This window comes from Roseibium sp. AS2, from assembly GCF_038900065.1.
In the GTDB taxonomy this organism is placed as follows: domain Bacteria; phylum Pseudomonadota; class Alphaproteobacteria; order Rhizobiales; family Stappiaceae; genus Roseibium.
Genome location: NZ_JBBMQN010000007.1, coordinates 270220 through 294606, shown reverse-complemented (window position 1 = coordinate 294606; position 24387 = coordinate 270220). Strand labels below are relative to the sequence as shown.

The 24387-nt window shown below is 59.8% G+C and carries 26 protein-coding genes and 3 tRNA genes; 17 read left to right on the top strand and 12 right to left on the bottom strand.

Features of this window, described 5'->3' with window-relative positions:
- Nucleotide 1 precedes the first annotated feature (1 nt).
- The 5 genes from tagF to WNZ15_RS20875 are packed head-to-tail and all read left to right on the top strand — an operon-like array spanning nucleotide 2 to nucleotide 5500.
- Nucleotides 2–673 (top strand): type VI secretion system-associated protein TagF, encoded by a 672-nt coding sequence (gene tagF / locus WNZ15_RS20895; protein ID WP_342894954.1) that lies wholly within the window; start codon nucleotides 2–4, stop codon nucleotides 671–673.
- A complete protein-coding gene (locus WNZ15_RS20890; protein ID WP_342894953.1) occupies nucleotides 670–1437 on the top strand; it encodes a protein phosphatase 2C domain-containing protein in 768 nt (255 codons plus the stop codon). Before tagF ends, WNZ15_RS20890 begins: the two co-directional genes overlap by 4 nt.
- Complete coding sequence (locus WNZ15_RS20885) at nucleotides 1434–3320, top strand: protein kinase (RefSeq protein ID WP_342894952.1); 1887 nt, start codon at nucleotides 1434–1436, stop codon at nucleotides 3318–3320. Before WNZ15_RS20890 ends, WNZ15_RS20885 begins: the two co-directional genes overlap by 4 nt.
- 42 nt (nucleotides 3321–3362) lie before the next feature.
- Nucleotides 3363–3785 carry a biopolymer transporter ExbD gene (locus WNZ15_RS20880; protein WP_342894951.1) on the top strand — a complete coding sequence of 141 codons (423 nt, stop codon included), beginning with the start codon at nucleotides 3363–3365 and terminating at the stop codon, nucleotides 3783–3785.
- A complete protein-coding gene (locus WNZ15_RS20875) occupies nucleotides 3782–5500 on the top strand; it encodes a hypothetical protein (protein ID WP_342894950.1) in 1719 nt (572 codons plus the stop codon). The genes WNZ15_RS20880 and WNZ15_RS20875 overlap by 4 nt, the downstream gene beginning before the upstream one ends.
- Here the strand turns inward: WNZ15_RS20875 and WNZ15_RS20870 are convergent.
- The 3 genes from WNZ15_RS20870 to WNZ15_RS20860 all read right to left on the bottom strand — a co-directional run bounded on the left by WNZ15_RS20870 (nucleotide 5492) and on the right by WNZ15_RS20860 (nucleotide 7173).
- Nucleotides 5492–6163 (bottom strand): MotA/TolQ/ExbB proton channel family protein, encoded by a 672-nt coding sequence (locus WNZ15_RS20870; RefSeq protein ID WP_342894949.1) that lies wholly within the window; start codon nucleotides 6161–6163, stop codon nucleotides 5492–5494. The genes WNZ15_RS20875 and WNZ15_RS20870 overlap by 9 nt on opposite strands.
- Nucleotides 6164–6209: 46 nt before the next feature.
- On the bottom strand, nucleotides 6210–6641 hold the full coding sequence (locus WNZ15_RS20865) for a hypothetical protein (RefSeq protein ID WP_342894948.1): 432 nt from the start codon (nucleotides 6639–6641) through the stop codon (nucleotides 6210–6212).
- 82 nt (nucleotides 6642–6723) lie between these two features.
- Entirely contained in the window at nucleotides 6724–7173 is a 450-nt protein-coding gene (locus WNZ15_RS20860; RefSeq protein ID WP_342894947.1) for a DUF1036 domain-containing protein, read from the bottom strand.
- Between the two features lie 97 nt (nucleotides 7174–7270).
- On the opposite strand from WNZ15_RS20860, the gene WNZ15_RS20855 reads away from it, so the two are divergent.
- On the top strand, nucleotides 7271–7741 hold the full coding sequence (locus WNZ15_RS20855; RefSeq protein ID WP_342894946.1) for a biopolymer transporter ExbD: 471 nt from the start codon (nucleotides 7271–7273) through the stop codon (nucleotides 7739–7741).
- A gap of 130 nt (nucleotides 7742–7871) precedes the next feature.
- Here the strand turns inward: WNZ15_RS20855 and WNZ15_RS20850 are convergent, their stop codons facing one another.
- The 3 genes from WNZ15_RS20850 to WNZ15_RS20840 all read right to left on the bottom strand — a co-directional run bounded on the left by WNZ15_RS20850 (nucleotide 7872) and on the right by WNZ15_RS20840 (nucleotide 10567).
- On the bottom strand, nucleotides 7872–9413 hold the full coding sequence (locus tag WNZ15_RS20850) for a caspase family protein (protein ID WP_342894945.1): 1542 nt from the start codon (nucleotides 9411–9413) through the stop codon (nucleotides 7872–7874).
- 512 nt (nucleotides 9414–9925) lie between these two features.
- Nucleotides 9926–10001: transfer RNA gene (locus WNZ15_RS20845), tRNA-Glu, on the bottom strand.
- Between the two features lie 125 nt (nucleotides 10002–10126).
- Nucleotides 10127–10567 (bottom strand): VOC family protein, encoded by a 441-nt coding sequence (locus WNZ15_RS20840; protein WP_342894944.1) that lies wholly within the window; start codon nucleotides 10565–10567, stop codon nucleotides 10127–10129.
- A gap of 59 nt (nucleotides 10568–10626) precedes the next feature.
- Here WNZ15_RS20840 and WNZ15_RS20835 point away from each other — a divergent pair, with 59 nt between their 5' ends.
- From WNZ15_RS20835 to WNZ15_RS20805, 7 genes are all read left to right on the top strand, one after another.
- Nucleotides 10627–11406 (top strand): Sir2 family NAD-dependent protein deacetylase, encoded by a 780-nt coding sequence (locus WNZ15_RS20835; protein ID WP_342894943.1) that lies wholly within the window; start codon nucleotides 10627–10629, stop codon nucleotides 11404–11406.
- Between the two features lie 137 nt (nucleotides 11407–11543).
- A complete protein-coding gene (locus tag WNZ15_RS20830) occupies nucleotides 11544–12125 on the top strand; it encodes a cold-shock protein (RefSeq protein WP_342894942.1) in 582 nt (193 codons plus the stop codon).
- Between the two features lie 174 nt (nucleotides 12126–12299).
- Nucleotides 12300–12785 (top strand): DUF192 domain-containing protein, encoded by a 486-nt coding sequence (locus WNZ15_RS20825; protein WP_342894941.1) that lies wholly within the window; start codon nucleotides 12300–12302, stop codon nucleotides 12783–12785.
- Nucleotides 12786–13009: 224 nt separating this feature from the next.
- Nucleotides 13010–13444, top strand: coding sequence for a type III secretion system chaperone (locus WNZ15_RS20820; protein WP_342894940.1), 435 nt, complete (start codon nucleotides 13010–13012; stop codon nucleotides 13442–13444).
- 52 nt (nucleotides 13445–13496) lie between these two features.
- Entirely contained in the window at nucleotides 13497–15458 is a 1962-nt protein-coding gene (locus WNZ15_RS20815; protein WP_342894939.1) for a hypothetical protein, read from the top strand.
- Nucleotides 15459–15488: 30 nt separating this feature from the next.
- Entirely contained in the window at nucleotides 15489–15701 is a 213-nt protein-coding gene (locus WNZ15_RS20810; RefSeq protein WP_342894938.1) for a hypothetical protein, read from the top strand.
- A gap of 295 nt (nucleotides 15702–15996) precedes the next feature.
- A tRNA-Pro gene (locus tag WNZ15_RS20805) sits at nucleotides 15997–16073 on the top strand.
- Between the two features lie 160 nt (nucleotides 16074–16233).
- Here the strand turns inward: WNZ15_RS20805 and WNZ15_RS20800 are convergent.
- Nucleotides 16234–16410 (bottom strand): hypothetical protein, encoded by a 177-nt coding sequence (locus tag WNZ15_RS20800; RefSeq protein ID WP_342894937.1) that lies wholly within the window; start codon nucleotides 16408–16410, stop codon nucleotides 16234–16236.
- Nucleotides 16411–16814: 404 nt separating this feature from the next.
- Between WNZ15_RS20800 and WNZ15_RS20795 the strand changes: the two genes are divergently transcribed.
- Entirely contained in the window at nucleotides 16815–17120 is a 306-nt protein-coding gene (locus WNZ15_RS20795) for an ETC complex I subunit (protein ID WP_342894936.1), read from the top strand.
- 121 nt (nucleotides 17121–17241) lie between these two features.
- Nucleotides 17242–17318, top strand: a tRNA-Arg gene (locus WNZ15_RS20790).
- A gap of 546 nt (nucleotides 17319–17864) precedes the next feature.
- Here WNZ15_RS20790 and WNZ15_RS20785 read toward each other — a convergent pair.
- On the bottom strand, nucleotides 17865–18122 hold the full coding sequence (locus WNZ15_RS20785) for a hypothetical protein (RefSeq protein WP_342894935.1): 258 nt from the start codon (nucleotides 18120–18122) through the stop codon (nucleotides 17865–17867).
- Nucleotides 18123–18341: 219 nt separating this feature from the next.
- Here WNZ15_RS20785 and WNZ15_RS20780 point away from each other — a divergent pair, with 219 nt between their 5' ends.
- On the top strand, nucleotides 18342–20297 hold the full coding sequence (locus WNZ15_RS20780) for a BTAD domain-containing putative transcriptional regulator (protein WP_342894934.1): 1956 nt from the start codon (nucleotides 18342–18344) through the stop codon (nucleotides 20295–20297).
- On the opposite strand, the gene WNZ15_RS20775 is transcribed toward WNZ15_RS20780, so the two are convergent.
- Together WNZ15_RS20775 and WNZ15_RS20770 are read right to left on the bottom strand one after the other, a co-directional pair.
- Complete coding sequence (locus WNZ15_RS20775) at nucleotides 20289–20591, bottom strand: hypothetical protein (protein WP_342894933.1); 303 nt, start codon at nucleotides 20589–20591, stop codon at nucleotides 20289–20291. The genes WNZ15_RS20780 and WNZ15_RS20775 overlap by 9 nt on opposite strands.
- A gap of 63 nt (nucleotides 20592–20654) precedes the next feature.
- Nucleotides 20655–20945, bottom strand: a complete 291-nt coding sequence (locus WNZ15_RS20770) for a hypothetical protein (protein WP_342894932.1) — start codon at nucleotides 20943–20945, stop codon at nucleotides 20655–20657.
- Between the two features lie 248 nt (nucleotides 20946–21193).
- Between WNZ15_RS20770 and WNZ15_RS20765 the strand changes: the two genes are divergently transcribed.
- A complete protein-coding gene (locus tag WNZ15_RS20765) occupies nucleotides 21194–22609 on the top strand; it encodes a YcaO-like family protein (protein WP_342894931.1) in 1416 nt (471 codons plus the stop codon).
- Nucleotides 22610–22910: 301 nt separating this feature from the next.
- Here WNZ15_RS20765 and WNZ15_RS20760 read toward each other — a convergent pair whose 3' ends face one another.
- Nucleotides 22911–23459 carry a CAP domain-containing protein gene (locus WNZ15_RS20760; RefSeq protein ID WP_342894930.1) on the bottom strand — a complete coding sequence of 183 codons (549 nt, stop codon included), beginning with the start codon at nucleotides 23457–23459 and terminating at the stop codon, nucleotides 22911–22913.
- On the bottom strand, nucleotides 23459–24295 hold the full coding sequence (locus WNZ15_RS20755; RefSeq protein ID WP_342894929.1) for a phosphodiesterase: 837 nt from the start codon (nucleotides 24293–24295) through the stop codon (nucleotides 23459–23461). Before WNZ15_RS20755 ends, WNZ15_RS20760 begins: the two co-directional genes overlap by 1 nt.
- Nucleotides 24296–24387: the final 92 nt, after the last annotated feature.

The following is a 24387-nucleotide window of genomic DNA, read 5'->3' as shown; positions in this document are numbered from 1 at the left end:
AATGGGCTGCTGTTATTTCGGCAAGTTGCCGGCCCGTTCGGATTTCGTGATCGGCCAGTGTCCGAAGGGCTTTTTGAAGTTGTGGGAGCCGTTTGTGATGCAGGGACTTGCGCAGTCCAGACTGGATCTCGGGGGCGCCTGGAGACAGGCCTATATGACAATGCCGGTCTGGCGGTTCGAGATCATGCCCGACCCGGCCGAGGGCAACGCGCCGGAAGCTGTCCTGGGGGCGTTCATGCCGAGCGTGGACGGTGTCGGACGCGAATACCCGCTCATGCTGGCAGCCAGCCCCGGCCCGGTGGCCGGTATCGACACGCAGGGCTGGTTCGAGCAGGCCGAAATCGTCCTGAGGAGCGCATTGCTGGAGGAAACCGACCTGTCCGATTTTCAGAAGGCTGTCGAAAGCCTGGACTTGCCGGATGCTCGGAGTGTCATGGAGAAACCCAAACCGGGCTGCAGGCTCGCCGCGGCGCCGGACACCCGGGGTAAGGTCTCCTCCCGTTTCTGGTGCCGGGGCGGGGAAACGGAATTCGCGTTCGGCTGTGGTGGGCTGCCGGATGCGACGGAATTCCGGTGGCTTCTGCTGCCGGAACGGTTTTCGGCCGCTGAAGAGCCGGACGGGCTGGCAGGGGAAAATCATGGGCGATACTATCCGGAGGATCATCGAACATGACGGAGAGTACTGAGGAAACCTTGCGCGGATTTGCGGTTGGTCTGACGGATGTGGGCCGGGTCCGCGATCACAATGAGGATACGTTCCTGGTAGATGAGGCCAAGGGCGTGTTTGCGGTGATGGATGGCGCGGGGGGATTGTGCAACGGCGCCATGGCATCGGGTCTGGTGCGCGAAGCGCTTACCGGCATCTCGACGCCGAAAAGCGCCGAAGATCTTCTCGAGCAGTTCGAAAGCAGTCTGATCGTTGCCAAGGACCGGATCGAAGGGGCTTCGGCAAAGGCGGATGGCGCGGCGATGGGCACGACCATAGTCGCCCTATTGACCTATCAATCGGATTTCGCCTGCCTCTGGGCCGGAGACAGCCGGGTCTACCGGCTGCGCAACGGCAAGCTTGAACAATTGACGACGGATCACACCGAAGTTCAGGAACTGGTGGATCAGAAGGTTCTGACGCCGGAAGAGGCCCGAAACTTCGCACGACGGCACGTCATCACCCGCGCAATCGGGTCCAGCCTGGATCTGGAACTGGAGCTGGTGTCCGGAAACCTGCAAAAAGGTGACCGGTTCCTGCTATGCTCGGATGGCCTGACAGGGCACCTCGATGATCCTGTCATCGGGACCTTCATGATGAATGGCGCCGCCAGGATGACGGCCCAGAGCCTGATCAACGGGGCGCTTGAAAACGGAGGGTCGGACAACGTGACCGCGGTGATTGTGGATATTGACCGGATGCCCGCGGGCGAGGGAGCAAGCAACTTATGAGCCCATCCGACCAGCTGTTGCCGACTGGCACGCGGCTCAACAGTCTCTACGAGATTGAGGAACATATCGCCGATGGCGGCATAGGCACCGTGTACCGGGCCAGGGACGTTGAAAGCGGGGATCCGGTCGCGATCAAGGTTCTTCTGGCAAGGTTCGCCAAGGACCCCATGATCCTCGACCTGTTCAAGCGTGAAGCCAAGATCCTGCGCAAACTCAAGCATGACGCGCTGACGCAGTATTTCGTCTTTGCCAAGGAACCGACGCTCGAGGTCTACTACCTCGCGATGGAATTCGTCGCCGGTCCGTCGCTCAGTACCCGTCTGGAATCCGGGCCCCTGGAGCCCGAGGCCGTCTTCCGGCTGGTCCATCGGCTGGCATCGGCATTGCAGGCGGTTCATGACCGGGAGGTGATCCACCGGGATCTGTCCCCCGACAACATCATTCTTCAGAACGACGATGTCGGTCAGGCCAAGATCATCGATTTCGGCATTTCGCGGGCGAATGCAGCCGGACCCACGATCATCGGAGACGGCTTCGCGGGCAAGGTGAACTACGTCTCGCCCGAACAGGTGGGTATTTTCGACGGCAAGGTCACCGCCCGCAGTGACATCTATTCGCTGGGGCTGGTCATTGCGGAATCGCTGCTCGGCCGGCAGGTCGACATGGGCGGCACGCAGGTCCAGATGGTTGACAAGCGGCGCCAGTTGCCGTCGCTCGAAGGTGTCGACAACCGGTTTCGTCCTCTCCTGGAAGCCATGCTGCAGCCCGATCCGGAAAATCGGCCCGGCAGCATGGCGGAGATCGCGGACTGGTCCCTGGGAGCTCCGATGCAAAGCCAGGCGGACGACCGGACGGTCATCATGCCGGCGTCCCCACCGCCCGAACAGACCTCGCTGGACACGCCGCCGCCGGCTGCCAACTGGGGCCGGCGCGTGCTGGTGGCGGTGTCGCTTCTCGGGTTTACGGCTGTGGGCGCCGCCGGGGTCTATTTCCTGGTCGGTCAAACGGTTCCGGAACAGGACCAGAAACCGGTTCTGGTGGCGACACCGCGCGACGATGCGCCCACGGCACCGGTCATTCCGGTTCCCGAGGCTCCGGAGACGCAGACGTCCGCGACTGATAACGGCGCGCAGCCGGAAACCGGCGCAACTGTTCCACCGCCGGAACCTATCGATATCGCACCTGAAAGACCTGCCGATCCGCCGCCGGACATTGCCGTTCAGCCTGTCGAGCAGCCGGTGCAGGAGGCGCCCGTCGCCCCGCTGCCCCCAGAGGACAAGGTCCAGAAGTTCCTGAGCAGCTATCAGGCCGGGGATTGCATGTACCTGCAGCCGATCCGGATAGACGGCCGGTCGGCCGAGATCGAGGGGTTTGCTTCCCGGACGCCGCCCTTCATCAGTTTTGACCGTGATTTCACCCGGAGCCAGGGGTTCGAGGCAAAAATTCAGGTGAACCTGGTTGCTGACGCCCAGTGCCCTGCGATCGCGTTTCTCAGGGGGACGCCGCAGGGCAATGTCGACACGGGATTGCGGCTGGACATGCAAAGGACCGTTGTTCCCAACGGTTCGAACCTTGCCGGGCGTATTTCGGGATACGAACCGTCGACCGGCGGTCTCGGGCTGATCTTCGTCAACAGCAAGGGCGAGGTGTCCAACCTGTCGCCCTATCTGCAGTCCGATGATGGTGGCGCGGGCTTTGTGGTCCCGTTGACCTTGAAGACGGTGGCCGAGGAAACCGGTCTGATCATCGCAATGGTCGGCCCGGACGTGACCGGTAATCTTTCCAGTCAGGCCGGAAAAGGTTCTGAAACCTTCTTCGACAATCTGATGCAGGGCTCCCCGATCTTGCGAGCCACGGCAACCACGGTCAAAGTGGTTCCCTGACGGACGACGATCGGTCTTGAGAACCAGGGTTTCGGATTGGCCATGAAACGCTACACAAAACCTATCCATCTTCAGGAACTTTCGCCCCACCGCAGGGCGGACAGTTCGTTACCCCTGATCAATGTCGTGTTTCTCCTGCTGTTGTTCCTGCTTGTGTCCGGAACACTGAGACCGCCGCTGCCTGACGAATTCGCCTGGGCCGAGACTTCCCGCGACGAGGGCGCCGGCAACATTCGTGGTGGTCTGGTCCTGACCCGGGAGGGCCGGGTGTGGTCCGAGGGACAGGCGCTGGAAAGCGGAGAACTCGCCGATTTCCTGATCCGGACCGCCGAGACGAGCGATCTTCTGACGGTACAGGTCGACAAACGGACCAGGATGGAATCAGTCGCCACGCTTGCCGCGCAGGCCAGGTCGAGCGGTATCGCCCGGCTTACGCTCGTGACCGTCGAGGCGGATGGGCCTTGAGCGCGGCGGCCTCCAGTACCGAACAGGGATGGGCCATTCCGGCCTATGTCTGGCCGCCGGTGCTTGGAGCCTCGGTTGCGCTGCATCTGTCCGTTCTGGTCTTCGGACTGGCGGAGATGCGCCTGCCGCAACAGGATCCGGCTGAACTGACCGAGACCGAGATCATCATCGAAAGCGGAGGGGTGGCTTTTGAGGACGTGGTCGCGGCTCCCTCCCTGCAGCCGGAGGCGGCCGCAGTCGAGGCCGTGGATGTCTCTGCTTCGGAAGTTGCTGAAACCACACCTGCCTCCGGCGAGGTGAACGAATTGCAGCCTGTTGCGAGCGACGTGCTCGCAGCCTCCGTGCCGGCCTCCGACATCGTCGAAAGTGTGGAAGTGCTGACCGTTCCAGACACCAACCCGGTGGAGGCCGTTACCGCCGAGGTTCCCCCGGCTGCTCCGGAAACTGCGATCCTGTCACAGGTCGAGGCGACAGAGACGATAGAGGTGATAGAGGCTGGGCCGGCGGGAGTGGCGCAGGTGCTTGAGCCCGGCGGAGACATCCCGCTTGCACCGGTAACCGACAGTCTTCCGGCGGATCCGTCCACGCTTGCGCCTTCCGACGTGGCGGACGTGGTGCCGTCGCCTGTCACGCCGGCGGTTTCCCCCACTGCCGCCGAAAGTGCCGTGATCGAACCCGTCACGGTCAGCCAGGGCACGGACGGGCTGATCAGCGAGGACGTGTTGACGATCGTGGCCTCTGCGAGTGAGGCGGAGCCGATCGCGTCCGTCGGTGTTGAACCGGTTGCCCCGGCAGCGGTCCCGGTGTTCAGCGTCACCGAGCCAGAGCCAGAGCCAGAGACCGTGATTGCCGCCAACGCCGGGATCACACCCGTTTCGAGCGTGGAGATCGAGGCCGTGTCACCCGCGCAGGAGGTTACCGCTGTGCAGCCTGCGGAAACCGTCGTGGCGGCGATATCGCCGAGCGAACCGGACGCATCGGCTGTGCCGACGGTGGCACCGCCATCGGAACCGGCCGAGAGCGTCCCGCCCGTGGAAATCGCCACGATCGATCCGCTCGCCAGAATAACGAACTATGTCGAGACCTACGATTTCGGAGACTGTGCGCACCTCTCCGTGCTGGCAGCGGGGTCGGACAGCGCATCGGTCACGGCATTCGGGTCGGGCATCGACCCCTTTGTCAGGTTCGACAAGCGGTTCTCTGCTGATCAGGGCTATGAAGCGGCCATTGAATTGCGTCTCGTGACCTCAAGCCAGTGCGGCCTGTTGAATGCACTTGGCTTGTCCGAAGGCATCGAGGCGGCCGGCCTGGTCGAGCTTGACGGCACGGTGGTCCGGAGCGGTACGCATGTGACAGGGGTGATCCGGCGGGATCTGCCGCTGGAGCGCATCGCCGCCGCTGAACAGACCGGGCTGGATCTGAGCGGGAAGGGGCCGCCGGAACTTTACCTGATTGACGACGCGGGACAGATCCACGACGGCCGCGAGTTCCTGCTCCCGGTTTCCAGCGCCAGGACAGCCGGGGCGTGGCGTTTCAAGGTGCCGGTCACGCTTATGGCGAGCCAGAGCGAGGAAACGGCGCTTGTGCTCGCCATCTGGAACCGGCCCGCCTCACGTCAGCCGCCGCGCTTCAGGGTACAGCCGTCCGCACGCATCACGGATATACTCGCCCAGCCGGGGGTCTATTCCCTGTCTGCATTCAAGGTCTCACCCTGAAGCTTGCGGGACACCGGCGCCTGCCGTGAACACGCCGGTCAGGAGCACCTCCAGGGCGGCGCGTTCTTTTTCGAGACGCGTTTCGAACCAGGTCACCGCGACCGAAACGGGGATCGCGACAGCGAGACCGCAGGCCGTCGTCAGCAACGCCACCCAGATCCCGCCGGCAAGCGTGGCCGGGCTTGCAGCGGCGCCTGAATCCTGCAGGGTCTGAAAGGTATCGATCATGCCGATGACGGTGCCGAGAAGACCGAGCAGGGGGGCGATCTGAGTCACGAGGTCAAGCGCCTTCAGCCAGCTTGCAAGAGCGAACAGGCGATCGGCGGCGCGCGCGGAGATCTCTTCGCGCAATCGTTCTTCGCGGATGTCGCGTTCCTGGGATGACAGGGGCTGCTGATCCAGCATCTGGATGGCATCCATAGCGCCGCGTACCAGCGACGCGGACAGAGACCGGTCCTTGAGGAGGTTTTGCGCTGCCTTGGCCCGATCGCCGGACCGCCACAAGGCGACGGCCTGACGGGCCTGGTTGTTGCGCCCAACCCTGGCGCTCGAGAACTGAAAGACCTTCGCGAAGATCACGGCCAGCGCCGCCATGGAAATGACGAGCAGGATCAGGACGACCGGTCCGCCCAGTTCCAGCAGGGAGGTGGAGGTTTCAACCATGCGAGCGACGTTTCCTCAGATGGATCATGATTGACGCAAGATGACGTCAGTCGCCAAATTGAACGGGCGTGCGATTGCCCAGATCCATGAGATCGGGACAGTAGACGTCCGTGATACTGGGCGGAACGCAGTTCATGACGTTGTTGACATGCAGGCGCGAAATGCCGTCGCATGGTTTCCCGGCCAGGTCGAACTGCAGGATCTTGGTCTTTCCGGCGGAAATGCGCGAGAATTTCAGGCGCAGGAACTGTTCGACAAGCCCGTCCTTGTCGAAGGCGACCATCTCCAGACCGAGCTGATCGATCGGACGTTCGAGCCCGTTGGTCGCGATGATCGAGAGCCGGCAGCCACCGTCGGCGATCGGCTGCAACTGGTTGAGCTCAAGACTGATCTTGCCGGACACGGCCTCGGCCTGAACGCCCGTGGCATTCGCGACGCCAAAAACGGCAGCAAAAACCCAATGAACAAAAAAACGCATCGATACCCCCAAGTGTCCCTGAAAATCACGTGTCGTTGTTGAAATCAAATGTCAGGCCATGACCTGAAGCCCGTGAACCGGTTCAGTCATAAGACAGAAGAACCGTCCAGTCTTGCGCGCCCTCGGTTTCGATCTGAAAGAAATCGGCTTCAATAAGCCCCCGTTGCCAGCATTGATCCCCATCATACAGAACGAATTTTTCTTCCCGAATGCAAAGGGTAATGTCCCCAGCGAGCCGGCTTTCGCCAAAACCGTCGGCGACGTGAAGGTAGTAGCGCGCATTCCTGAGCGGTTCCTGCAGCACCTGGCTGCAGGCATTTGCGGTGATGGTCCACCAGCCTTCGCTTCTCAGACCGTCGTCGGTCTCGTATCCGACAGCCACATTGACCAGATCGACCGACCCGTTGCACACACGCAAGCCCGCTTCGGCTGTCTGCGGCAGCAGGGACGCTCCTGCAGCCAGGCCGATGGTAACGAGGAGGCTGCGGGCCGGGCGAAATACGGCCGTCGCATAGCCGGACCTTTTATTCATCTGAACGGTTCCGGTTCGGTCAATTGAACAGGCACGCTACGGAAATGATTCTCGGCGGTCAATTTCGCAATTGCGATTGAGCTCCGGAGAAATCTGGGTGACACTCGGCGGCCACTTTCATCACACACCATTTCGTGCCTCGGTCCTGACGATGATCCTGATACAGACGCCGGTAGCCAGACGCAGGCGCATTCCGTTGACGCCTCTCATCGATGTGATCTTCATTCTGATCATGTTCTTCCTGCTGTCCTCGACCTTCGGCATCTGGCGGCCCCTGTCCGTTTCACTGGAACGGCCGGTTCCCGAGGCAGGCACGCAGCAGGCGTCATCGCCCCGTGGTCCCGCCGTATTCATCGTGGTCCGAACAGGGGATCGCGCCGGACTGACTGTCAATGGCGTCGAACTGTCCTTTGGTGAACTGGCGGCGGAACTGGACCGGTTGGCGGACCTCGGCGCAGAAACGGCGCTGCTGGTGCCGGACAAGGGCATCGATTTCCAGCGGGTCGTGCATGTTCTGGACGAGGCACGGGCATCGCGGCTGAAACGGGTAAGCCTGCATCTGGACTGACCGCCAGGCGCGATTGCGCGGCGGTGCCACAGATAGCTCATGAAACAAATAGGTGCACATTAAAAATCTGGCGCATGAAAAAGGCGGCCCGGCACAACCGGACCGCCTGTTCTGTTTTCCTGGCCTTCTATCAGCGGCCGATGGCGCCACCGATGATCCCGCCGACCACACCGCCGAGAAAGGCGGCTCCGGCCGGATTCATGCTACCACCGGAGTTTCTATTGGTGGTCCGGCGCTTGTTGGTATTGCGGCTTCCGGCACTGCGCGACGCGGCAGCGGCCTGCTGCTTGCGGTTCACTTCGGCGATATACGCCGAATACTGCGTCGCGGTTTGCGAGGTCAGCAGGGCATATTGGGCCGCGGTGAAATAGCCGGTCGCGACAATGCCGTTGACGGTCTGCCAGGAGGCAACGCCCGCGCGGGTTTTCGGACCGAAGGCACCGTCCGGGCGGCCGACGTCATGACCGGAGAGATTCAGGCGGGCCTGAACTTCCCGGCGCGCCGTCCGGTTCCAGCCAAGTGTCGATTCCGTGATCTGCGTTCCCGGAATGGCTTTCTGCGGGTCCGGAAGCGTTGCCACAGCAGCGCCCGCCGGTGCGGCTCCGGGGACCACCCCGGGATTGATCGCGGCCACCTGGTTCTGGCTGCCCAGACGCTTGATGGAGTTGCGCGCGAAATCCGCGAACAGGCCGTTGGGGTAGGCAGCGAGATACGCCTCGTAGTCGGCTGCGGTGTTGCTGGCCTTCGCGGTTTCCCAGATCAGCTTTTCGCGTTCCCAGGCAATGGTGGACTGGGTCGCCGACGGCGACGCCGCGACCGCTGGCGCGGGCTGCTGGGCGGCGGCGGTCGGCGCGGTGCCGAGGGCGGCGACTTGCGTTGCCGGAGCTGCGGCCGCTGTCTCCTGCTTGTTGAGGAAAACCTCACCGATCAGGGACGCGTTCACCCAGGGACGCTGGCGTCTCTCGGTTTCTTCGAAGACGTCTCCGGTCACGCGGGTCATCACCGTCTGAATGGAGGCATTGGGTGTATCGATGTGCCGGATGAGCGCCGAGGTGAACGGGGAATTGGTGCCTTCACCGTCAAGCGCGACATCGCCGGGGCTGGTGGCGAATGCAATCACCGAGCCTTCGCCACCGGTCTCCTGGATCTTGATTTCCGCCAGACCGGAGCCGACGCTGCCGGACCGGCTGGGGCCCATGCGCCGCGCCAGCGTACGTGCCAGCGGATTGTCGCGGCAGGCATCCAGGAACACCATCTGAACCTTAACGTCCTTCGACATCTGCCGCAGGATGAAATCGACCGTGATGGTTTCGAAGTCGAGCGAGGTTTCGTCCTCGATCGTCGCGTCGATCGGTACGAGGTGATTCTGCTCGCCAACCTGCAGACCATGGCCTGCATAGAAGAGGATCGCGATCTCCGCGCCATAGGCCTTCTTGGAAAAATTCATCACGGACCTGCGCATGTCAGCGTAGGTCTGGTCCTGCCCGGCGACAACGTCAAAACCCAGGCCACGCAGCTTGGCTGCCATTTCCTGGGCGTCATTCGCCGGATTGGGAAGAGCTACCGTGTGCTCGTAGGCGCCGTTGCCGATCACAAGGGCAACGCGCTTCGCAAGTGCCGGCGCGGTTCCTGCAAGTATCATTGCCAGCACGGCGATCAGTCGTTTGAACATGTCCTGTCCTCTCGTAGATCAATGTTGCCTGTCGGTTGGACCGATCTTGAAACGAGGTTTGTGTCCTCTTGAGAACAGGCGTACCCCGATTGGCGATATGGTTCTGTAATACGCGTCACAGGAACTTGAAATTGGAAATGCTGCCCCTGATGACCCCGAGGAACCCCGCCAGCCCTGTCCGGCGACGCTCCCACTCAAATCAGAAGCCGACTATATCCAATTGTTTCCGAAAACACCACTTTCGAGGGCATGAATAGTGGCATTTTCTCCGATTGCCTGAAGGGAAGGTAAAATCGGCTGAATTGCCGATTGCCCGTTGTTTCCGCTCGGTGTCTCGACCCGTCGGGCTACGGCGCGGGTGACGGCGGCTGACAATGGATTCAGACGGGAGCTTCCGGGCGGGCCGTCCCGGTTGGAGCGACGATACGGCACAGCGGTTCGCGCGTGTCCGCACACGGCAGAGCCCTTGCGAGCTGCGCGGTGTCGGCTTGATCAAAAATGGGGAAGAAAGTTGGTACGCCCAACGGGACTCGAACCCGTGTTTCCGCCGTGAAAGGGCGGCGTCCTAGACCGCTAGACGATGGGCGCGCGGTCGACGCGGCTGCGTCGTGGGGAGGCTTATAGGCGGGAATGGTTCGGCCCGCAAGAGCTTATGTTACAATTTTTTGCAGGCCCGGATCACCGGACCTGCCACTGTTGAAAACCGGCCTGTTTCACCACTCGCCGGTGTTCGGCATGGACGCCCAGGGGTCTTTGATTTCAAGAGCTTCGCCCTTTTGCAGAAGCTCGAAGGAAATGTTGTCCGGCGAACGAACAAAGGCCATGCGGCCGTCCCGGGGCGGGCGGTTGATCGTAACGCCTTTTTTCTGGAGGGTTTCGCAATAGTCATAGATGTCGTCGACCTCATAGGCGAGGTGGCCGAAATTGCGTCCGCCGGAATAGCTCTCCGGATCCCAGTTCCAGGTCAGTTCCAGCAGGGGCGCGGAATTGGCCTTGCCGGCTTCGATATCCTCGGAGGCTGCCAGAAAGATCAGCGTGAAGCGGCCCTTCTCGTTCTCGATCCGGCGCACTTCCGTCATGCCCATCTTGTTGCAGTAGAAATCCAGGGAGTCCTCGATGCTGGTCACGCGGACCATCGTGTGCAAATAACGCATGTCCTATCCTTTTCCTCTCGCGAGGCGCATTTTCATTTCAAGGGGCACCGGACAGGCCGATGAAGTGCATAACCAGTCTGCCCGAAGCGCAAGACTTTGTGGCACAATTCAACAAAGGTTCCTACCGGCGCATTGTCGTTCTGACCGGCGCGGGGATCTCGACGGAATCCGGCATCCCGGATTTTCGCTCACCCGGCGGTATCTGGTCCCGTTGGCAGCCGGTTCAATACCGGGATTTTCTCGCGCTGGAGAGCAAGCGCCTGGAAGACTGGCAACGGCGGTACGAGATGCTGGCGTTTTTCCGCAGCGCGCTTCCCAATGCCGCGCACCGGGCGATGACCGGTCTGGCCAACGCGGACCGGCTTGCATGCCTGATCACACAGAATGTGGACGGGCTGCATCAGAAGACAGGATTTCCGGAAGACCGGCTGGTCGAGATCCATGGCAATTCCACCTACGCGTCCTGTCTCGACTGCGGCGCGCGCGCAGACCTTGAAGCGCAGCGGGCGTGTGTTGACGACGGGCGGAGCCCGCGCTGCGACCGATGCGGCGGGCTGCTGAAGGCGGCGGTGGTCAGTTTCGGCCAGCAGATGCCTGACGACGCCGTCCGGAAAGCGGCGGGCGCAGCGCAGGACTGCGATCTGTTCTTGGTGCTTGGCTCCTCGCTGGCCGTGCATCCGGCCGCGCAATTGCCTGCACTGGCGGTCAGGGCAGGTGCTGAACTGGTGATTCTCAATCGCGACGCCACACCGCTCGATTCGCTGGCGTCCACAGTCATTCGAACGCCGCTTGCTCGAACATTTGCCGATTTCGGCGGGCCAGGGGCCGATATTCCGTAAATGGCCTGTGGTTAGTTCGTTAATTTCCCTTCTCGTCGGAAAGCACAATGTTATCCTTTTATTAGGAATCAGCAGTCGGGCGAGTCGGGTTTTGCCCACAGTTGTGATGATGCGGACCAGGGACGGGACAAAAGGCTATGGGGGTTAAGACCGCACGGGAACCCCGCGCACTCGATACGATGACGGAAGATGTTGCCGTCGATGTCTTCGAGATTGCCGGTACGATTAAATGGTTTGATGTCGGGAAGGGCTATGGCTTCATCGTTCCGGACAGCGGCGAGGAGGACATTCTCCTGCATGTCACCTGCCTCAGGCGGGACGGCTTCCAGACCGCCTATGAGGGCGCGCGGGTCGTTTGCGAAGTGCTTGACCGGCCGCGGGGCCTGCAGGCCTTCCGCATCCTGTCCATGGACGAAACCAGTGCCACGCATCCCTCGCAACTGCCTCCCTCCAGAACCCATGTTCAGGTCGTTGCCGAAAGCGGCTTCGAAAAAGCCACCGTCAAATGGTTCAACCGGGTCAAGGGCTTCGGTTTCCTGACGCAGGGCGAGGGGACGGAAGACATATTCATCCACATGGAGACGCTGCGGCGCTTCGGTATCACGGAGCTGCGTCCGGGGCAGGACGTTCTCGTGCGGTTCGGCGCAGGTCCCAAGGGACGTATGGCGGCCGAGATCCGGCCGGTCGGCACCGGGACCCATATTCCCGCTTCCCACTGATCGCCGGTCGCGGTCGCACCGCCGTTTTCGCTCGAAAGCCAGGGCCGGACATGTTCCGGCCTTCTTGTTGTCCGAACGTTCACGGAAGTTTTTCTTTTGTCGGCCCTGCCTCGAAGGCAGGGTGATCCGGTGTCAAATTCCTGCATCTTCAGTGTTGCGTCAGGACGTGTCAGAATGCTTCTCCACCTGTCCCGCCCGGTTCTGTTCATGGTCTTGTCCGTTGTCGCGACAATGGCTTTTTCGGGTGCTGTCCGCGCCGACACCCCGCAGACGGATCTGCCGGTCGAAACGCTGGTCGTCACATCCGCTGACCGGATCCACCGCTTCCAGGTGGAGGTCGCCGCTAGCGACCGCGAACGTGCCATGGGGCTGATGTTCCGCGAAGAAATGGGACCGGACACCGGCATGCTGTTTGTCTTCGAAAGCGAAGACCAGCGCTATTTCTGGATGAAGAACACGCCGTTGCCGCTCGATATCATTTTCATCGGCGCGGATGGAGCCATTGTCAGCATCGCCGCCGGCACCACTCCGTTTTCCACAGACACGATCCCGTCCGGCAAACCGGCCAGGTTCGTGCTGGAACTGAATGCGGGCCGGGCTGCGGAGCTGGGGATCGGGGCCGGGGACACCGCCAGCAGTCCGTCGATGACGACCGACTAGGTCCGAGGCGCTGCCGACTTTTCTGTCCGCGCCGGCACTGCTCGATGCTGAAGGTATTTTACGGATCGGGTTTGCCCCGGAGTGCCATCCGGCAGGGCGATGGCGCTTGCGGATACATGGCATCTACACGTTCCGACACTCCGTGTACCAAACGGGACATGCTTCCCTGACGACAAATACTATCTTCCTTCCAAACTGAATAAGCGTCGCTGAAGGAAATTCAGATGCAGGCACGCGCGCTTGTGGTCGATCTCGGTCGCTTGCTGAGCATTGATCTTGCTCCTGACAATGCCGGGCACTGCGCACTTCGGATCTCCGGGACAGTCGTCGTCGTCGCGGTAAGCGAGGACGGCAAGACACTGAGCTTCGAGGCGATGATCGCGGATGCTTGCGAACATGATTTTCGCGTGGCTTTGGAAGCAAACCATTCCGGTGACTTCGGTGCGACTTTCGTCAGCCTCGATCCCGTGGAAACCGCGTTTATTGCCAGGGAGGTCATCGCGGCGGAACGGGTCACCAGCGATGATCTGAACATCGCCCTTTGCCGGTTTGTCGATCGGGTGGCGGCGTTGCGAGCGCATTTTGTCGACGGAGATACGCTGGCGGCAGTCTCCGAAGACCGCGACACGGCAGGTGAAGTGATCCTGATGCGCGTCTGAGACTTTCGACATTCGAGTTTCATGCAATTTTTCGAGATAGGGGAACGGCACCATGGGTGGCATTCGTCTGGACACAACACAGTCCATTCAACTGATACACACACAACATCAGGAGTATGACCCCGATACGCAACCGCAAGCCTGGCTGCAGCCGATTCCCGGTCATGTGACCAACCGGTTGGCGCGTGAGGATGCCCGTCCGAGCTATACGACTTTCGTGGAGGTTCTCGGCGTGTCGAACGAGAAGGGGGAGGCTATCGAGAACAGACTCACCTATCAGACCAGGGAAAACCTCAGGATGCGCTGTGCGCAGATGATCCCGGTCGAGAAGAAACTGTTCGACGAGATATTGACCTTCAAGCACTACGCGCGCGCACGCACGGCGGAAGAAATGCGGATGGACATCCGCACGATCCTGACCGCGGTGGTGGCCCAGGGCTGTCCGCTCGATCTGGCGACGGTACTGCGCAAGGACCTGAAGCATATGACAGCCGAGGAGGTGGCAGACCTGGTGCGCCGGCTTTCGTATGACGATTGTGCCCTCTTCGAGCTTGAGTTCGACCCGGAACGGCCGATTTCTCTCGAGGTATTGAAGACAGGCCTGAAAACGTCGCTCGGTGAACTGCTCTTTCACTTGCGCCTGGATCTGGACGAAGAGCTCCTGAATTTATTTGATTCTCTGGTCTATCAGAACGACAACGAGTCGCAGCAGGATATTGCGAGAGGCCTGTTCAAGTTGCAACTCGGAGATATTCAGGGCGCGGCGGAACTGCTTGGACAAGCGATCACCAACCTCACCTTCATGTATCGAAATCCTGAGGGGCTTGAGTTGATGAGCCTCCTTTTGGCGCGCGCCCCGGTCGAACCGGATCGCGCGAACCAACGCGAAGCAACCGTGATCTTGCAAAAAATTTTGGATGTACGGATCCGCGGCTTTACCGTCGCCCGCGATGAAACCGGTCAGTTGCAACTCGAGCGCGTGAGCAACGTCAAACTCCACATCGATCAGAAACTGACACAGGAACAGGTCGACAACATCAGGGCTGTCTTTGAGGAGGTCTGTGACAAGCCATACAGCAGGCTCGGCGGGATCCTTGAGTTCGCACGATACGTGGGTGACCAACGGCAGGAAAACCCTGATGCGGCGCTGGCGGACTTGTTTGCCGCCTTCGAGCCCGATCTTTCCACCGTGGTCGACGAGTATGGATTTGGCAACTGCATCAGCCTGGCGGCGAAATTGCAGAGAAAGCTCGCTGACATCGGTATTCAGTCGATCGTGACAGGCATTGCGAATCCGGGGCTCACGGGACTGTCCCTGACGCAGGACCAGTCCGGCCTCGTGCATCACACGGACGTGGTCATCCCCTACATAGGCGAGGACAATGAGCAGCATCACGTGATGATTATTCCGGGGATGGGAGTGCAGCCTGCGCCCGGTGTATACGGGCAGGAGTTTTTTGGTGATCACACCGAACCGTTTCAGGGTCTCTTCTATCTGACGACGCCGGAGGGAGAAGGGGTGCAGATCGGCACGGTGCAAAAGGACGCGATGGGGCACCTGGCCAAAATCCAGTCCCGCAAGGAAGCGCCGGATGGAACAACCACGACCGTGTTCGGTGTCGATCTGAACAACGGCACGATTTATCTGAACGGCAAGGCCTCCGAAGAATACGCCGGCGCCGAGATCGGTGAACGGACAGACCGGGGAAGGGTCGTTCTGAATTTCCGGGAGTTGATGTCAAATCCGGATGGCGCCACAACCGTGATGGTCCCGACAGAAAATGCGGGCACCGAGCCCATGGAAATGACAAACCGTGAGGCCTGCGAGCTGTTTCTGACCTGTCTGGGTCATCAGTTTTTCGAGGGTCAACCTGATCCGGAGGCAACAACCGATCTGTTTGTCGATGACATGATGGCCTTTCTCGAAATCGCCGAGGAATACGGCGACACGGTTCTTTGGCCGGCCGTGCGCGAAACGAAAAGCTGGCTTGCCGGACATGGCGCCACCGGTTGAAATCAAAAGAAACGACGTCAGGAAAGCATGATGACTGAGAAACAGACGCGCTCGGAACTGACCCGCGAGCAATTGCACGCCATGGCACGCCGGATCCTGAAGCAGGGCAGCGAAACGCCGGCGGTTGCCCTTCACGCCGCCTTCGGAGGATCCGGCGCGACCGGGTGGAACGACGAGGCGGAACCTTCCGATCCGCCATCCGCGCCGCCGCCATTGGACAATGCCGGCGCGAACGACGTGTGATAGGACGGGTTTTCCTGCTGAAAACATCCATGACCGGCTTTGCGACCTGCCGCCAGGTCTCGCACCTGTACCGGCTCTGCCTGATATCCGCTTGAGCGGGGGCCGGTTTCGTTTCGCTCGACGGGGTCAATTCAAATGAACATGGCATTGAGAGGGGGGCGGGGGCGGTTGTCGTGTCTCCGATCGCGCCGTGAATACGTCTCGGGCGTCCATGGATCGTGGGTATGAAGACTTCCTGGCTTGTTCCCGCTTGACGGAACCCGCGAACGTCTTTACACCCCCAGAAATCAGCAGTCGGGGCATAGCGCAGCCTGGTAGCGCATCTGGTTTGGGACCAGAGGGTCGCAAGTTCGAATCTTGCTGCCCCGACCATTTCTCCAGCTTTCAGAAACGCCGGTTTTGGCAGCGATCAGCGTCAGGCAGCGATGGCCGCCCGTTTCGTGGCGGCAACTGTGCACTCTGGTCTATGTCTTGAAATTGTTGTGATCAGTCCGGCGCCAAGACGCCAAAAAAGACTCGACACTGAATCGGGTTACCGGTCGTAGGCCTTCAGGAGAAGGGACATCACGTTGAGGAACTCGTCGCGTTTTTCACGAGACAGGTCATCCGGATCCGAAACGCCGTAGTCGAGGGTCAGGATCATGTCCCACATGGTATCGATATTGGCGGCTTCGATTGCAGCTTTCAGATCGTCAGTGCTTACAGTCACCGGTCGGACATGTTCCGGCACATACGCGTCAAGCGGTTTCAGATGGTCGTGTTGCATATTCTGGTCTTGCTCATTCTCTTCCGTGAAGCTGACCCGTTCCGGGCGCCCGCTCCCTGACCGGTCTGTTCACGCAATGATGCCCGAAAAAACGTGGGCCGATGACTGCTTGTTCACGTAAAGTCAGCTCATAACACGGCGGGCGGTCTGCTGTCATGTCACGATAGTGTCACGCAGGCGCCATCGACTGACAGCGTTAACACGGGCTTGCAGCGGAACTTGTTCAACGTTCGTGGTGGCTGAAAGGCCGAGAGAGCCAAGATCGGTGTTGACTCTGGTGGCAAAGGCGGGAAAAAGCTCCTGTAAGAGAAATTGACTCTCCGCGATCCGATTTGAGGGCTGTTCACATGGTTGCGCGCATCTATCGTCCGGCAAAGACCGCCATGCAGTCAGGCAAGGCGAAAACCCATCGCTGGATACTGGATTATGAGCCGGAGGCTGCCAAGTCCGTCGAGCCGTTGATGGGCTACACGTCTTCTTCAGACATGAAACAGCAGATCCGGCTTTATTTCGAGAGTCAGGAAGACGCGGTGGCCTACGCCCGGCGTCACGGCATTCCGCATCGGGTTGAAAAGGTTCACGAGCGGAAGGTGCGCGGTTCGGCCTATGCGGACAATTTCAAATTCAACCGTGTGGCCCCCTGGACACATTGAACGCGCGTTCCGCGTGCCGGCGCAATCGTCCCGGCATGCCTGTTGATTGCGGATCAGCGGATCGAATGAAGTTTCATTTCAGCGATCAGGACAAGGAACCGGATCCGTTCGGCAAAAACACGGCCCCGTAGCTCAGCTGGATAGAGCGCTCGCCTTCTAAGCGAATGGTCGCAGGTTCGAATCCTGCCGGGGTCGCCATTTTTTCATTTTCAAGAATTTCATTTTTCGCACTGTCGCTTGCCGGTTCCTGGCATACCGCGAGATCACCGGCTTCAAGTCGTTCGTGTCGACAGGCCCTGGAAAGGGCCAATACGATCAAGGGGCAGAGCCCGTTCACATGTTGAAATGGTATGAGTCGATCTGGTTGTCTGCTAGCTGCGTTTGAGCGCAAGAATGTCCGGGCTCCAGGCAGGCGCAACGCTGCAGGCGAGCAAGTCGGTCATGTACCGCTGGGATGGGTAAACGGCCACCATGTGCGACATCAAGGTGTTCGACCGGGCAGAAACTTCGGCCGGGCGACATGACTTGACTGAACAGAGCAGCGGTTCCGGTCGTCTGGCGAGGCAAGCCTCGGTCAATTCAAGCCTCAGAAGGGACCGGTTCGAACCTCGCCATCCCGGACCATGCCGGGAGCGAAACAGATCAATTTAGTAGGGTCGCAATGGGCGCCTGCTGCAGCTGGAAAGGAGAAGCGCCGCCCGGATGTGTTCGGCACGGCGCGATCTCTTGTCGCCAAGTGGCGGCTCAGGCTGATTCGGCTTTTCCGGAATCCATCGTCTTTTGACCCACCATGAGGGGGGTGATCTTGGACTTCAGGATCGTATCGACATCTTCGGACCCGTCCTCAAGGGACTGAAGCGCCATATCGAGGAAATAGGAACAGAACGTGCGACCGTCCTTGTCCGATTCCTTCTTTGTATAGCGGATCATGCGCTTGATCGCTTCGATTGCCGGTTCCTGTTCAATCTCGGTACGGTCCGGTTTGACAACTGTCTTAGACATAGCACTACCCACCAGTATTCGTATTGCCGATTGCAGCAACGCTGCTGTGACCATCCACCAAAATCATGCTGTTGCAGCGTGAAATGAGCGTGATAAGGTGTTGTTGTGTTTCCGGTTGCGCGATATTCGCAGTTGCGCAATCACGGATCCGAAAACCTAGAATTCAAAAACGGGGAATTGATGGCAATCGCGTCCTGCTTCGCATGTCTGGGACGGCCTTTGCTCCTCGATAAGGACCAGGATCCCGTCGCGGTAAAAACCCGCAAGGCGCTGGCGATCATGGGGTATCTTGGCCGCATGGGCGGCCTGACGTCGCCAAGGGAAGCGCTGGCCGATCTGCTGTGGAGCAGCACGGACAGACACAAGGCGATGCAGTCGCTGCGTCAGGCCCTTCGCCAGCTCAAGACGGCCGAAGAAACTGCCGGCATCGATGTCGTTCGCTCCTCTCCAGGTCACGTTCAGCTCGATCAGGCCCTGTTCTTTTCCGATCTGACCCGGGTTCTGGAATTGGTGAACCGCGGCAACGCGTCCGACTTCCGCGAGGCGGAAGAGCTGTGGCGCGGCGAATTCATGAGCGGATATGATGACATAGATCCGGAATTCTCCGACTGGCTGACGGTGGAACGGGAACGGGTCCGCTCGGAAGTGGCCAGTGCGGCGTTTCGGCACCTCAACGAGATCTCCGTCGACGACGAAGGCGCGAAGGTGGAGGCCGGCGGACGCTTTCTCCTCAAGATGGATCCGGCGTTCGAGTCGGCGCATCGGGTGTTGATCCGGCTGTATCTCAAACTGGGCCAGCGCGAACGGGCCGAGCAGCAACTGCGGACATGTGAACGCGAAATGCGGTTGCACCTGGATGCCGAGCCGGAGGAGGAGACCAAAAATCTTCTGCAGCGGGACGACGCGGCTTCAGCCCGCCACGAGGGCCTGCAGGACACCGGGGACGTGAAGCCCATCAGGGGTTTTCTTCCCAACAACGAGGATGTCGTCCGCCTCCCGGAAATATCGATCCTGTCGACGTCGCTGTCAAAAAAAGGCCTGGGCGATGCCGTGCACCTGAGGGAAGAGGTGGTCTCCGGCCTGTCTTCATTCAGGTCGTTTGATCTTTACGAGTCGCAATACTTCGGTGACGAGAACGCACCGAAACCAACCCTCGTAGAAGGGCAGGAACTGGGTAGCTACCTGCTTCGATTCCGGCATGATGAACGGTCCGGCAAGATCGTGATCCAGTTTGAGGATCGAAGCAACGGTCAGATCGTTTTCAACGAGATCGTCGATTTTTCACTTTGGGAAGGCATTACTCCGGTAGCCAGCCAGATAGTGAGCCGGATCCATATGCACGCAACCGCTAGGCTCAGAAATCCCTCGAATACAGCTGTTTTTGCGCGTTGGTGCCAGGCCGAAGCACTCTTGTGGGACTTTACCAAACAGTCCGATGAAAAAGCCATGCGCTTGCTTGATGATCTGGAGCGGACGCACGGGTCGTTCTCCATGACCTATGCAGGGAAAGCATCGATCATCATGAAGCAGGAACTGCATTTTCCACTGCTGGACAGAACGATCAGCGAAGGCGAGAACAATCTGCTCAACCTAGCTGAAAAATCAATAATGCTGGATCCTTGGCAGGCTGTGAATCAACGTGTGTATGGCTGGGCACTGATCTTGTCCAACATGCCGGAAGAAGCAAAGCGCGCCTTTCACAATGCCGGACGTCTGAGTTCAGCAGATCCGGCGAACTTGATGTCGGTTGCGGAAGGGCTGGCGTTTTCTGGCGATGTCAACGAAGCGCGCGCAACAGCACAAAGAGCATTCTCGCTCTTCGCGTTTGTTCCGCGTGTTTTTTACGAGTATCTGGCGAATATCTATTTTGCTGCCGAAGATTATGAAAGCGCGATCAAACAGATCGAGCGTGGAGCCGGAGTTGGTATCAGTGGCCTTACGACTCGTGTTGCCGCGTTGGTGTGCGCCGGACGTGAAGAAGAAGCGCTCCAGACGTTAAATCGCTTTGGGGAACATCGCGCGTCGTTGTTGAAACATTCACCGGAAATGGCGAATGATCCACACAATTGGCGACTGAAAATAAACTTCTTCCAAGATGAAAAGGTTCGACATGACTTCGACAAAGGCGCCGCCCTTGTGCAGAGGTTCCTGTTCGACGGTTCGGGATCAGTTTAACGAGAAGGCCCTGGAAAGTTCGCTCAGGTAGGTTTCGTCGCCGTTGCTGAGCTTTTTTTGATTCAGCCGATACGGAAGAGCTACCGCATTGGGCACGCTTTTCTGATCGACGACCTTGAAAGTGAGCAATTTTGTAGACTGCTGCGGCAGGCCGATTTCCTCAAGCAGAGCTGAAGGGTCTTTTGCGAAAGTTTTTCGAAGGTCTTCATCGAGAGCTGCTTTTGCGATCAGCTTTCCAAGGTCTTTCATGTTGCTTTTGTAATATGGAAACCTGGCCATATCGATCACCTCCATCCTTCAACCCGAACTTCCCCGTGAGGATGAAGTCCGGGTGAATGAAAATTTTGTGGCGAAATTTTATTTCGGCAGGTCTTCATAGAAGCAGTTGCCGAGTGCCAGCATTCCGAGCTCTTCGAAGTAGCTTTCGTCATTGGCGGCAATGCGTGCTGCATCGACTTCGGCCGGGATGACCAGGTGGACCGTGTCGGCGGTGTCGGCCAGGATCGTCAGATTGCTCTGTACGCCGATTTCTGCCAGAACTTCAGTCGGGTTCTCGATCAGCTGATCGCGGGCAGCGGCATCCTGGATGATTGCGCCAAGTTTTGCTCCGATTTCGAGTTCGGTTTTCGATGTGTTGATGGCGTTCATGATAAGCCTCCTGAAGTTGTTGTTAAAAGAATATCTGCCAGGAACTTGGATGGTCACCGGGCAATTCTGAATCGGGCGAAGCGTTAGTAAAAAATTATCTTCACTAGTCTATTGTTACTTTGTGACTGCTTCGAAGCAGAATGTAGAATGAATTGGCGTCTACTCACAATAGTAGTTCCGACAATCTGCGATGGATGCAATTGCTGGGTGAGTAACGGCGCCAGATCGCTGCTGTGGAAGGGGTTTCAATGATGCTGGTCGGGAACAAGGGGCAGGCTGTGCCCGGCTCGGAAAACGCGCTCAAGGGGCTTGCCGAAGGCGTGATTGCGGACCTTGTCCGTGTCGGTCTGGTGACCGCCGGCGCGGGCGCTTCCCGGCTGGAGACATTCAAGTACGAGGAAGCCTTGAACCTGTTTTCACCGCTCCTGACGCATTTCGACGTCAGGCTCAGGCCGATGTCGCGGCCTGGCTGCCCGGTCTGGTTCTGCACCGGCATCCTGAAAATGAGTGAGTCAACGGCGGCAGCCCGGGGGGCTATGGGCCGGGGAATTCCTGCCGGTGGGCAGGGAATGCGGAGAGCAGATGCAGCCATAAGTTGTCTTGGCGAGATGGCGGAACGGGTAAGCCTTTGTAGTCTGGGTCCCGAAGATCCGCGGACGGTTTCCAGATGGGTGGAGCAACCGGAAGTGGATTTGGCCGGTCTTCTGGGATTGAGCGCGACGCAAGAGATGGCTGCTGCCTGCGGCGCGAGTGTGTCTGCCAGGGAGGGGCCGGTTTCGGATCCCGGGTCGTCGGCATCCTCCGCCGGGTACGTCCCCTTGCGCAGTCTGATCACCGGTCAGGTCTCACAGTTGCCAAGTTTCGGTGTTCTGTTTCAGGGCGCTGAGCAGACCGTAGGCCCGTTATCTGGGCTCGCATCCAGTACCGGCTGCGCGGTCTGGCCGTCCCTGGAAGGCGCGCGGGAGCGTGCGTTGCTTGAGCTTGCGGAGCGGGATGCGGTGGCTCAGATGTGGTACAACCGCCTGGGGATAAACCGGATCGTCAAGACCCATCTTCAAAAATTACTGCCGAGTGAACTTTATATTTTTCTGAATGAGCAGTCGCGTGGTTGGGGTGTCTATGTGCTCGAAACCGATCTGGCGGTTCAGGTTGCAATGGCGGTGTCCTTTGACCCCGGAGGACGTGGATGTGCCTTTGGATCTTCCGCGGGCTGGGATCTTCCCTCGGCTTGCACGAGTGCAATTGAAGAGATGCTGCAGTCGGAAAATTCACTTGCCCTGATGGACAGGGCCTACCCCGACAAGGGGACGGCTACAGATGGCAGGAGCCAGGAACCGCGCCAGCTGGCCTATGCGCGCCACAGTTCGATTCTTGACGACCTGCCTTTGAAGACAGCACCGACAGCGCGCGACAGTTTTCTGACGGATACATACAGTTACGCGGATCTCCTGCAGAGTTGTGCCGATGCGCATATCGAAATCTGGGAATTCGACGCCACGCGCCCGGACCTGGGCATCCCTTGCATCAAGCTGCTCTCACCGGACCTGTGCGCCTGGGAGCCCCGGTTCGGGCGGCGGCGGCTGTTCCAGGGGGTGGTCGATCGCGGACTGCGCGCCAGCCCCGCATCGGAACAGGACTTCGCCGCGCGACCGTTTCCGTTCTAGGGCCAGCGGGCAATCAGGTTTGGGTCGCGTCTCGACCGGCCCCTGAGTGTTTCCAATCTCTGGCACCCCTGACTGCAGGCGACCAGATAGGCGGGCAGACAGCGCGTCAGCACATTGGAGTTCCGCACCAGACACTTCCCGGACATGGTGGTTTGACAGCCGGAAAATGGCCGGTTAATAAAACATGACTCCTGAATTCAAGTTTTAGATGCAGGGCGTCCGGATGACGACTGGGTCATCCAATCTCTGGAAGAAACTTCTGGCGGGGACGTACCCCGCCATTTTTTTCCGATTGGCGTCTTCAGCGAAGACGTGGACGTCCGTCTGCGTGGGGCCGGGCCAGCGTCATGACCCAGAAATTCCGCCACTTTCCGGTATTGCGGTTGGTCCGGGCGATGCCCACCCGGGTCACATGCGGATTGAGCAGGTTCTTGTTGTGCCCCTCGGACCCGCGCCAGCCGGCGAACGCCGCCGCAAGATCCGCGTATCCGGCCCCGAGGTTTTCCGCGGCCGCGGAGTTGGCGTAGCCTGCCTTGTCGAGACGTTGGGAAAGCCCGAATGCGCTGTGCGCCCAGGTCTCCATGCTGTCACGCTCGGCAATGTGCCGCGCCATCTTCTGGGACACCGCATCCAGTTCGCTGTCGTGGCGAAGCGCCGGGAGGCCATGTCTCTCGCGGTCGTTGTTGATCATCGACAGCATCTGCGCCTTGTCGACCGGCTGGTCGGTCAGAACGGTTCTGTCCTCGAGTTCGCCGCCGCCGGGCACGACACTGCATGCAGACAAGGCCACGCCCATCAGAAACAGCGCAATCGCGGCGCGTCTGCCGTGTAAACCGGTGGCCGGCTTCATCAGGTTTCGTCTCCCGGCCAGACGACGCCTTCGTCGGAGAAGAAATTGTAGGGTCCGGGGAAATCTTCCACATAAGTCATATGGGTCACCACGCCTGTCCGGTCCGAATGGTGGTGCAGAAAATAGGCCGCCGGCTCAAAGTTGAACATGGCCGGCCCGTCTTCCGTCAGATCAAGTGCGACCTGGTGCCCGGTGCTGGGGGCCAGCGTCATGATCCGGCCGGCAAAGGCGGCGATGATCGGCCTGTGCAGATGTCCGCACAAAAATCTTTCGACATGGGCATGCGGGGAGACGACGTCCGCAAGTGCCTCGGCATCGGTGAGGCCTATGGCGTCCATGTGCTGGATACCCGAGAGCGCGGGAGGGTGGTGCAGGGCGATCAGGGTGGGGCGCCGGTCCTCTCGCAGTTTTCCGTCAAGCCAGGCAAGTTGCGCCTGTCCGAGTTCCCCGCAAGGACTGCCGGGCAAGTGCGTGTCGAGCGCGATCAGGCGCACGGTGCCAATGTTCACCGCATAGCAGATCTTGCCGTCCGCGGTCTCCGTCAGGCCCGGAAAACCCGCCATCTCGCGGCGCATGTCGGCTGTCCCGTCGTGATTGCCGGGAAGAAGGTAGACCGGCATGTCCAGTCGGGACAGAAGGCGTCTGGCTACCGCGTATTCCCGCGGGTCGCTGCGGTCGGTAAGGTCGCCGGTGATGACGAGGGCGTCCGGAACCGTTTCAAGAGACCTCAGCGACCGGATGGCCCGCTCCGCAAGCATGTTCGTGTCCGAAATGCGATAGCAGGCGAGCCCTCTCGGGCGCAAATGCAGGTCCGTCATATGCGCGATCAATGTCATTGATAATCCACGAGTCCCGACTGATGATTCAATGCCCCGGACGATAGCCCAGCAAGGCGACAGGGCAAGCACTTGTTTCCCTTTTTGAAAAG

Bases quoted from the DNA above. Each gene is read 5' to 3' on its own strand.
- WNZ15_RS20785 (WP_342894935.1), bottom strand. From the start codon at position 18,122: ATGTCTAAGACAGTTGTCAAACCGGACCGTACCGAGATTGAACAGGAA.
- WNZ15_RS20850 (WP_342894945.1), bottom strand. From the start codon at position 9,413: ATGTTCAAACGACTGATCGCCGTGCTGGCAATGATACTTGCAGGAACC.
- WNZ15_RS20810 (WP_342894938.1), top strand. From the start codon at position 15,489: ATGACTGAGAAACAGACGCGCTCGGAACTGACCCGCGAGCAATTGCAC.
- WNZ15_RS20890 (WP_342894953.1), top strand. From the start codon at position 670: ATGACGGAGAGTACTGAGGAAACCTTGCGCGGATTTGCGGTTGGTCTG.
- WNZ15_RS20865 (WP_342894948.1), bottom strand. From the start codon at position 6,641: ATGCGTTTTTTTGTTCATTGGGTTTTTGCTGCCGTTTTTGGCGTCGCG.
- WNZ15_RS20765 (WP_342894931.1), top strand. From the start codon at position 21,194: ATGATGCTGGTCGGGAACAAGGGGCAGGCTGTGCCCGGCTCGGAAAAC.
- WNZ15_RS20820 (WP_342894940.1), top strand. From the start codon at position 13,010: ATGCAGGCACGCGCGCTTGTGGTCGATCTCGGTCGCTTGCTGAGCATT.
- WNZ15_RS20770 (WP_342894932.1), bottom strand. From the start codon at position 20,945: ATGAACGCCATCAACACATCGAAAACCGAACTCGAAATCGGAGCAAAA.
- WNZ15_RS20830 (WP_342894942.1), top strand. From the start codon at position 11,544: ATGGGGGTTAAGACCGCACGGGAACCCCGCGCACTCGATACGATGACG.
- WNZ15_RS20775 (WP_342894933.1), bottom strand. From the start codon at position 20,591: ATGGAGGTGATCGATATGGCCAGGTTTCCATATTACAAAAGCAACATG.
- WNZ15_RS20880 (WP_342894951.1), top strand. From the start codon at position 3,363: ATGAAACGCTACACAAAACCTATCCATCTTCAGGAACTTTCGCCCCAC.
- WNZ15_RS20870 (WP_342894949.1), bottom strand. From the start codon at position 6,163: ATGGTTGAAACCTCCACCTCCCTGCTGGAACTGGGCGGACCGGTCGTC.
- WNZ15_RS20825 (WP_342894941.1), top strand. From the start codon at position 12,300: ATGCTTCTCCACCTGTCCCGCCCGGTTCTGTTCATGGTCTTGTCCGTT.
- WNZ15_RS20815 (WP_342894939.1), top strand. From the start codon at position 13,497: ATGGGTGGCATTCGTCTGGACACAACACAGTCCATTCAACTGATACAC.
- WNZ15_RS20885 (WP_342894952.1), top strand. From the start codon at position 1,434: ATGAGCCCATCCGACCAGCTGTTGCCGACTGGCACGCGGCTCAACAGT.
- WNZ15_RS20840 (WP_342894944.1), bottom strand. From the start codon at position 10,567: ATGCGTTATTTGCACACGATGGTCCGCGTGACCAGCATCGAGGACTCC.
- WNZ15_RS20795 (WP_342894936.1), top strand. From the start codon at position 16,815: ATGGTTGCGCGCATCTATCGTCCGGCAAAGACCGCCATGCAGTCAGGC.
- WNZ15_RS20835 (WP_342894943.1), top strand. From the start codon at position 10,627: ATGAAGTGCATAACCAGTCTGCCCGAAGCGCAAGACTTTGTGGCACAA.
- WNZ15_RS20860 (WP_342894947.1), bottom strand. From the start codon at position 7,173: ATGAATAAAAGGTCCGGCTATGCGACGGCCGTATTTCGCCCGGCCCGC.
- tagF (WP_342894954.1), top strand. From the start codon at position 2: ATGGGCTGCTGTTATTTCGGCAAGTTGCCGGCCCGTTCGGATTTCGTG.
- WNZ15_RS20755 (WP_342894929.1), bottom strand. From the start codon at position 24,295: ATGACATTGATCGCGCATATGACGGACCTGCATTTGCGCCCGAGAGGG.
- WNZ15_RS20760 (WP_342894930.1), bottom strand. From the start codon at position 23,459: ATGAAGCCGGCCACCGGTTTACACGGCAGACGCGCCGCGATTGCGCTG.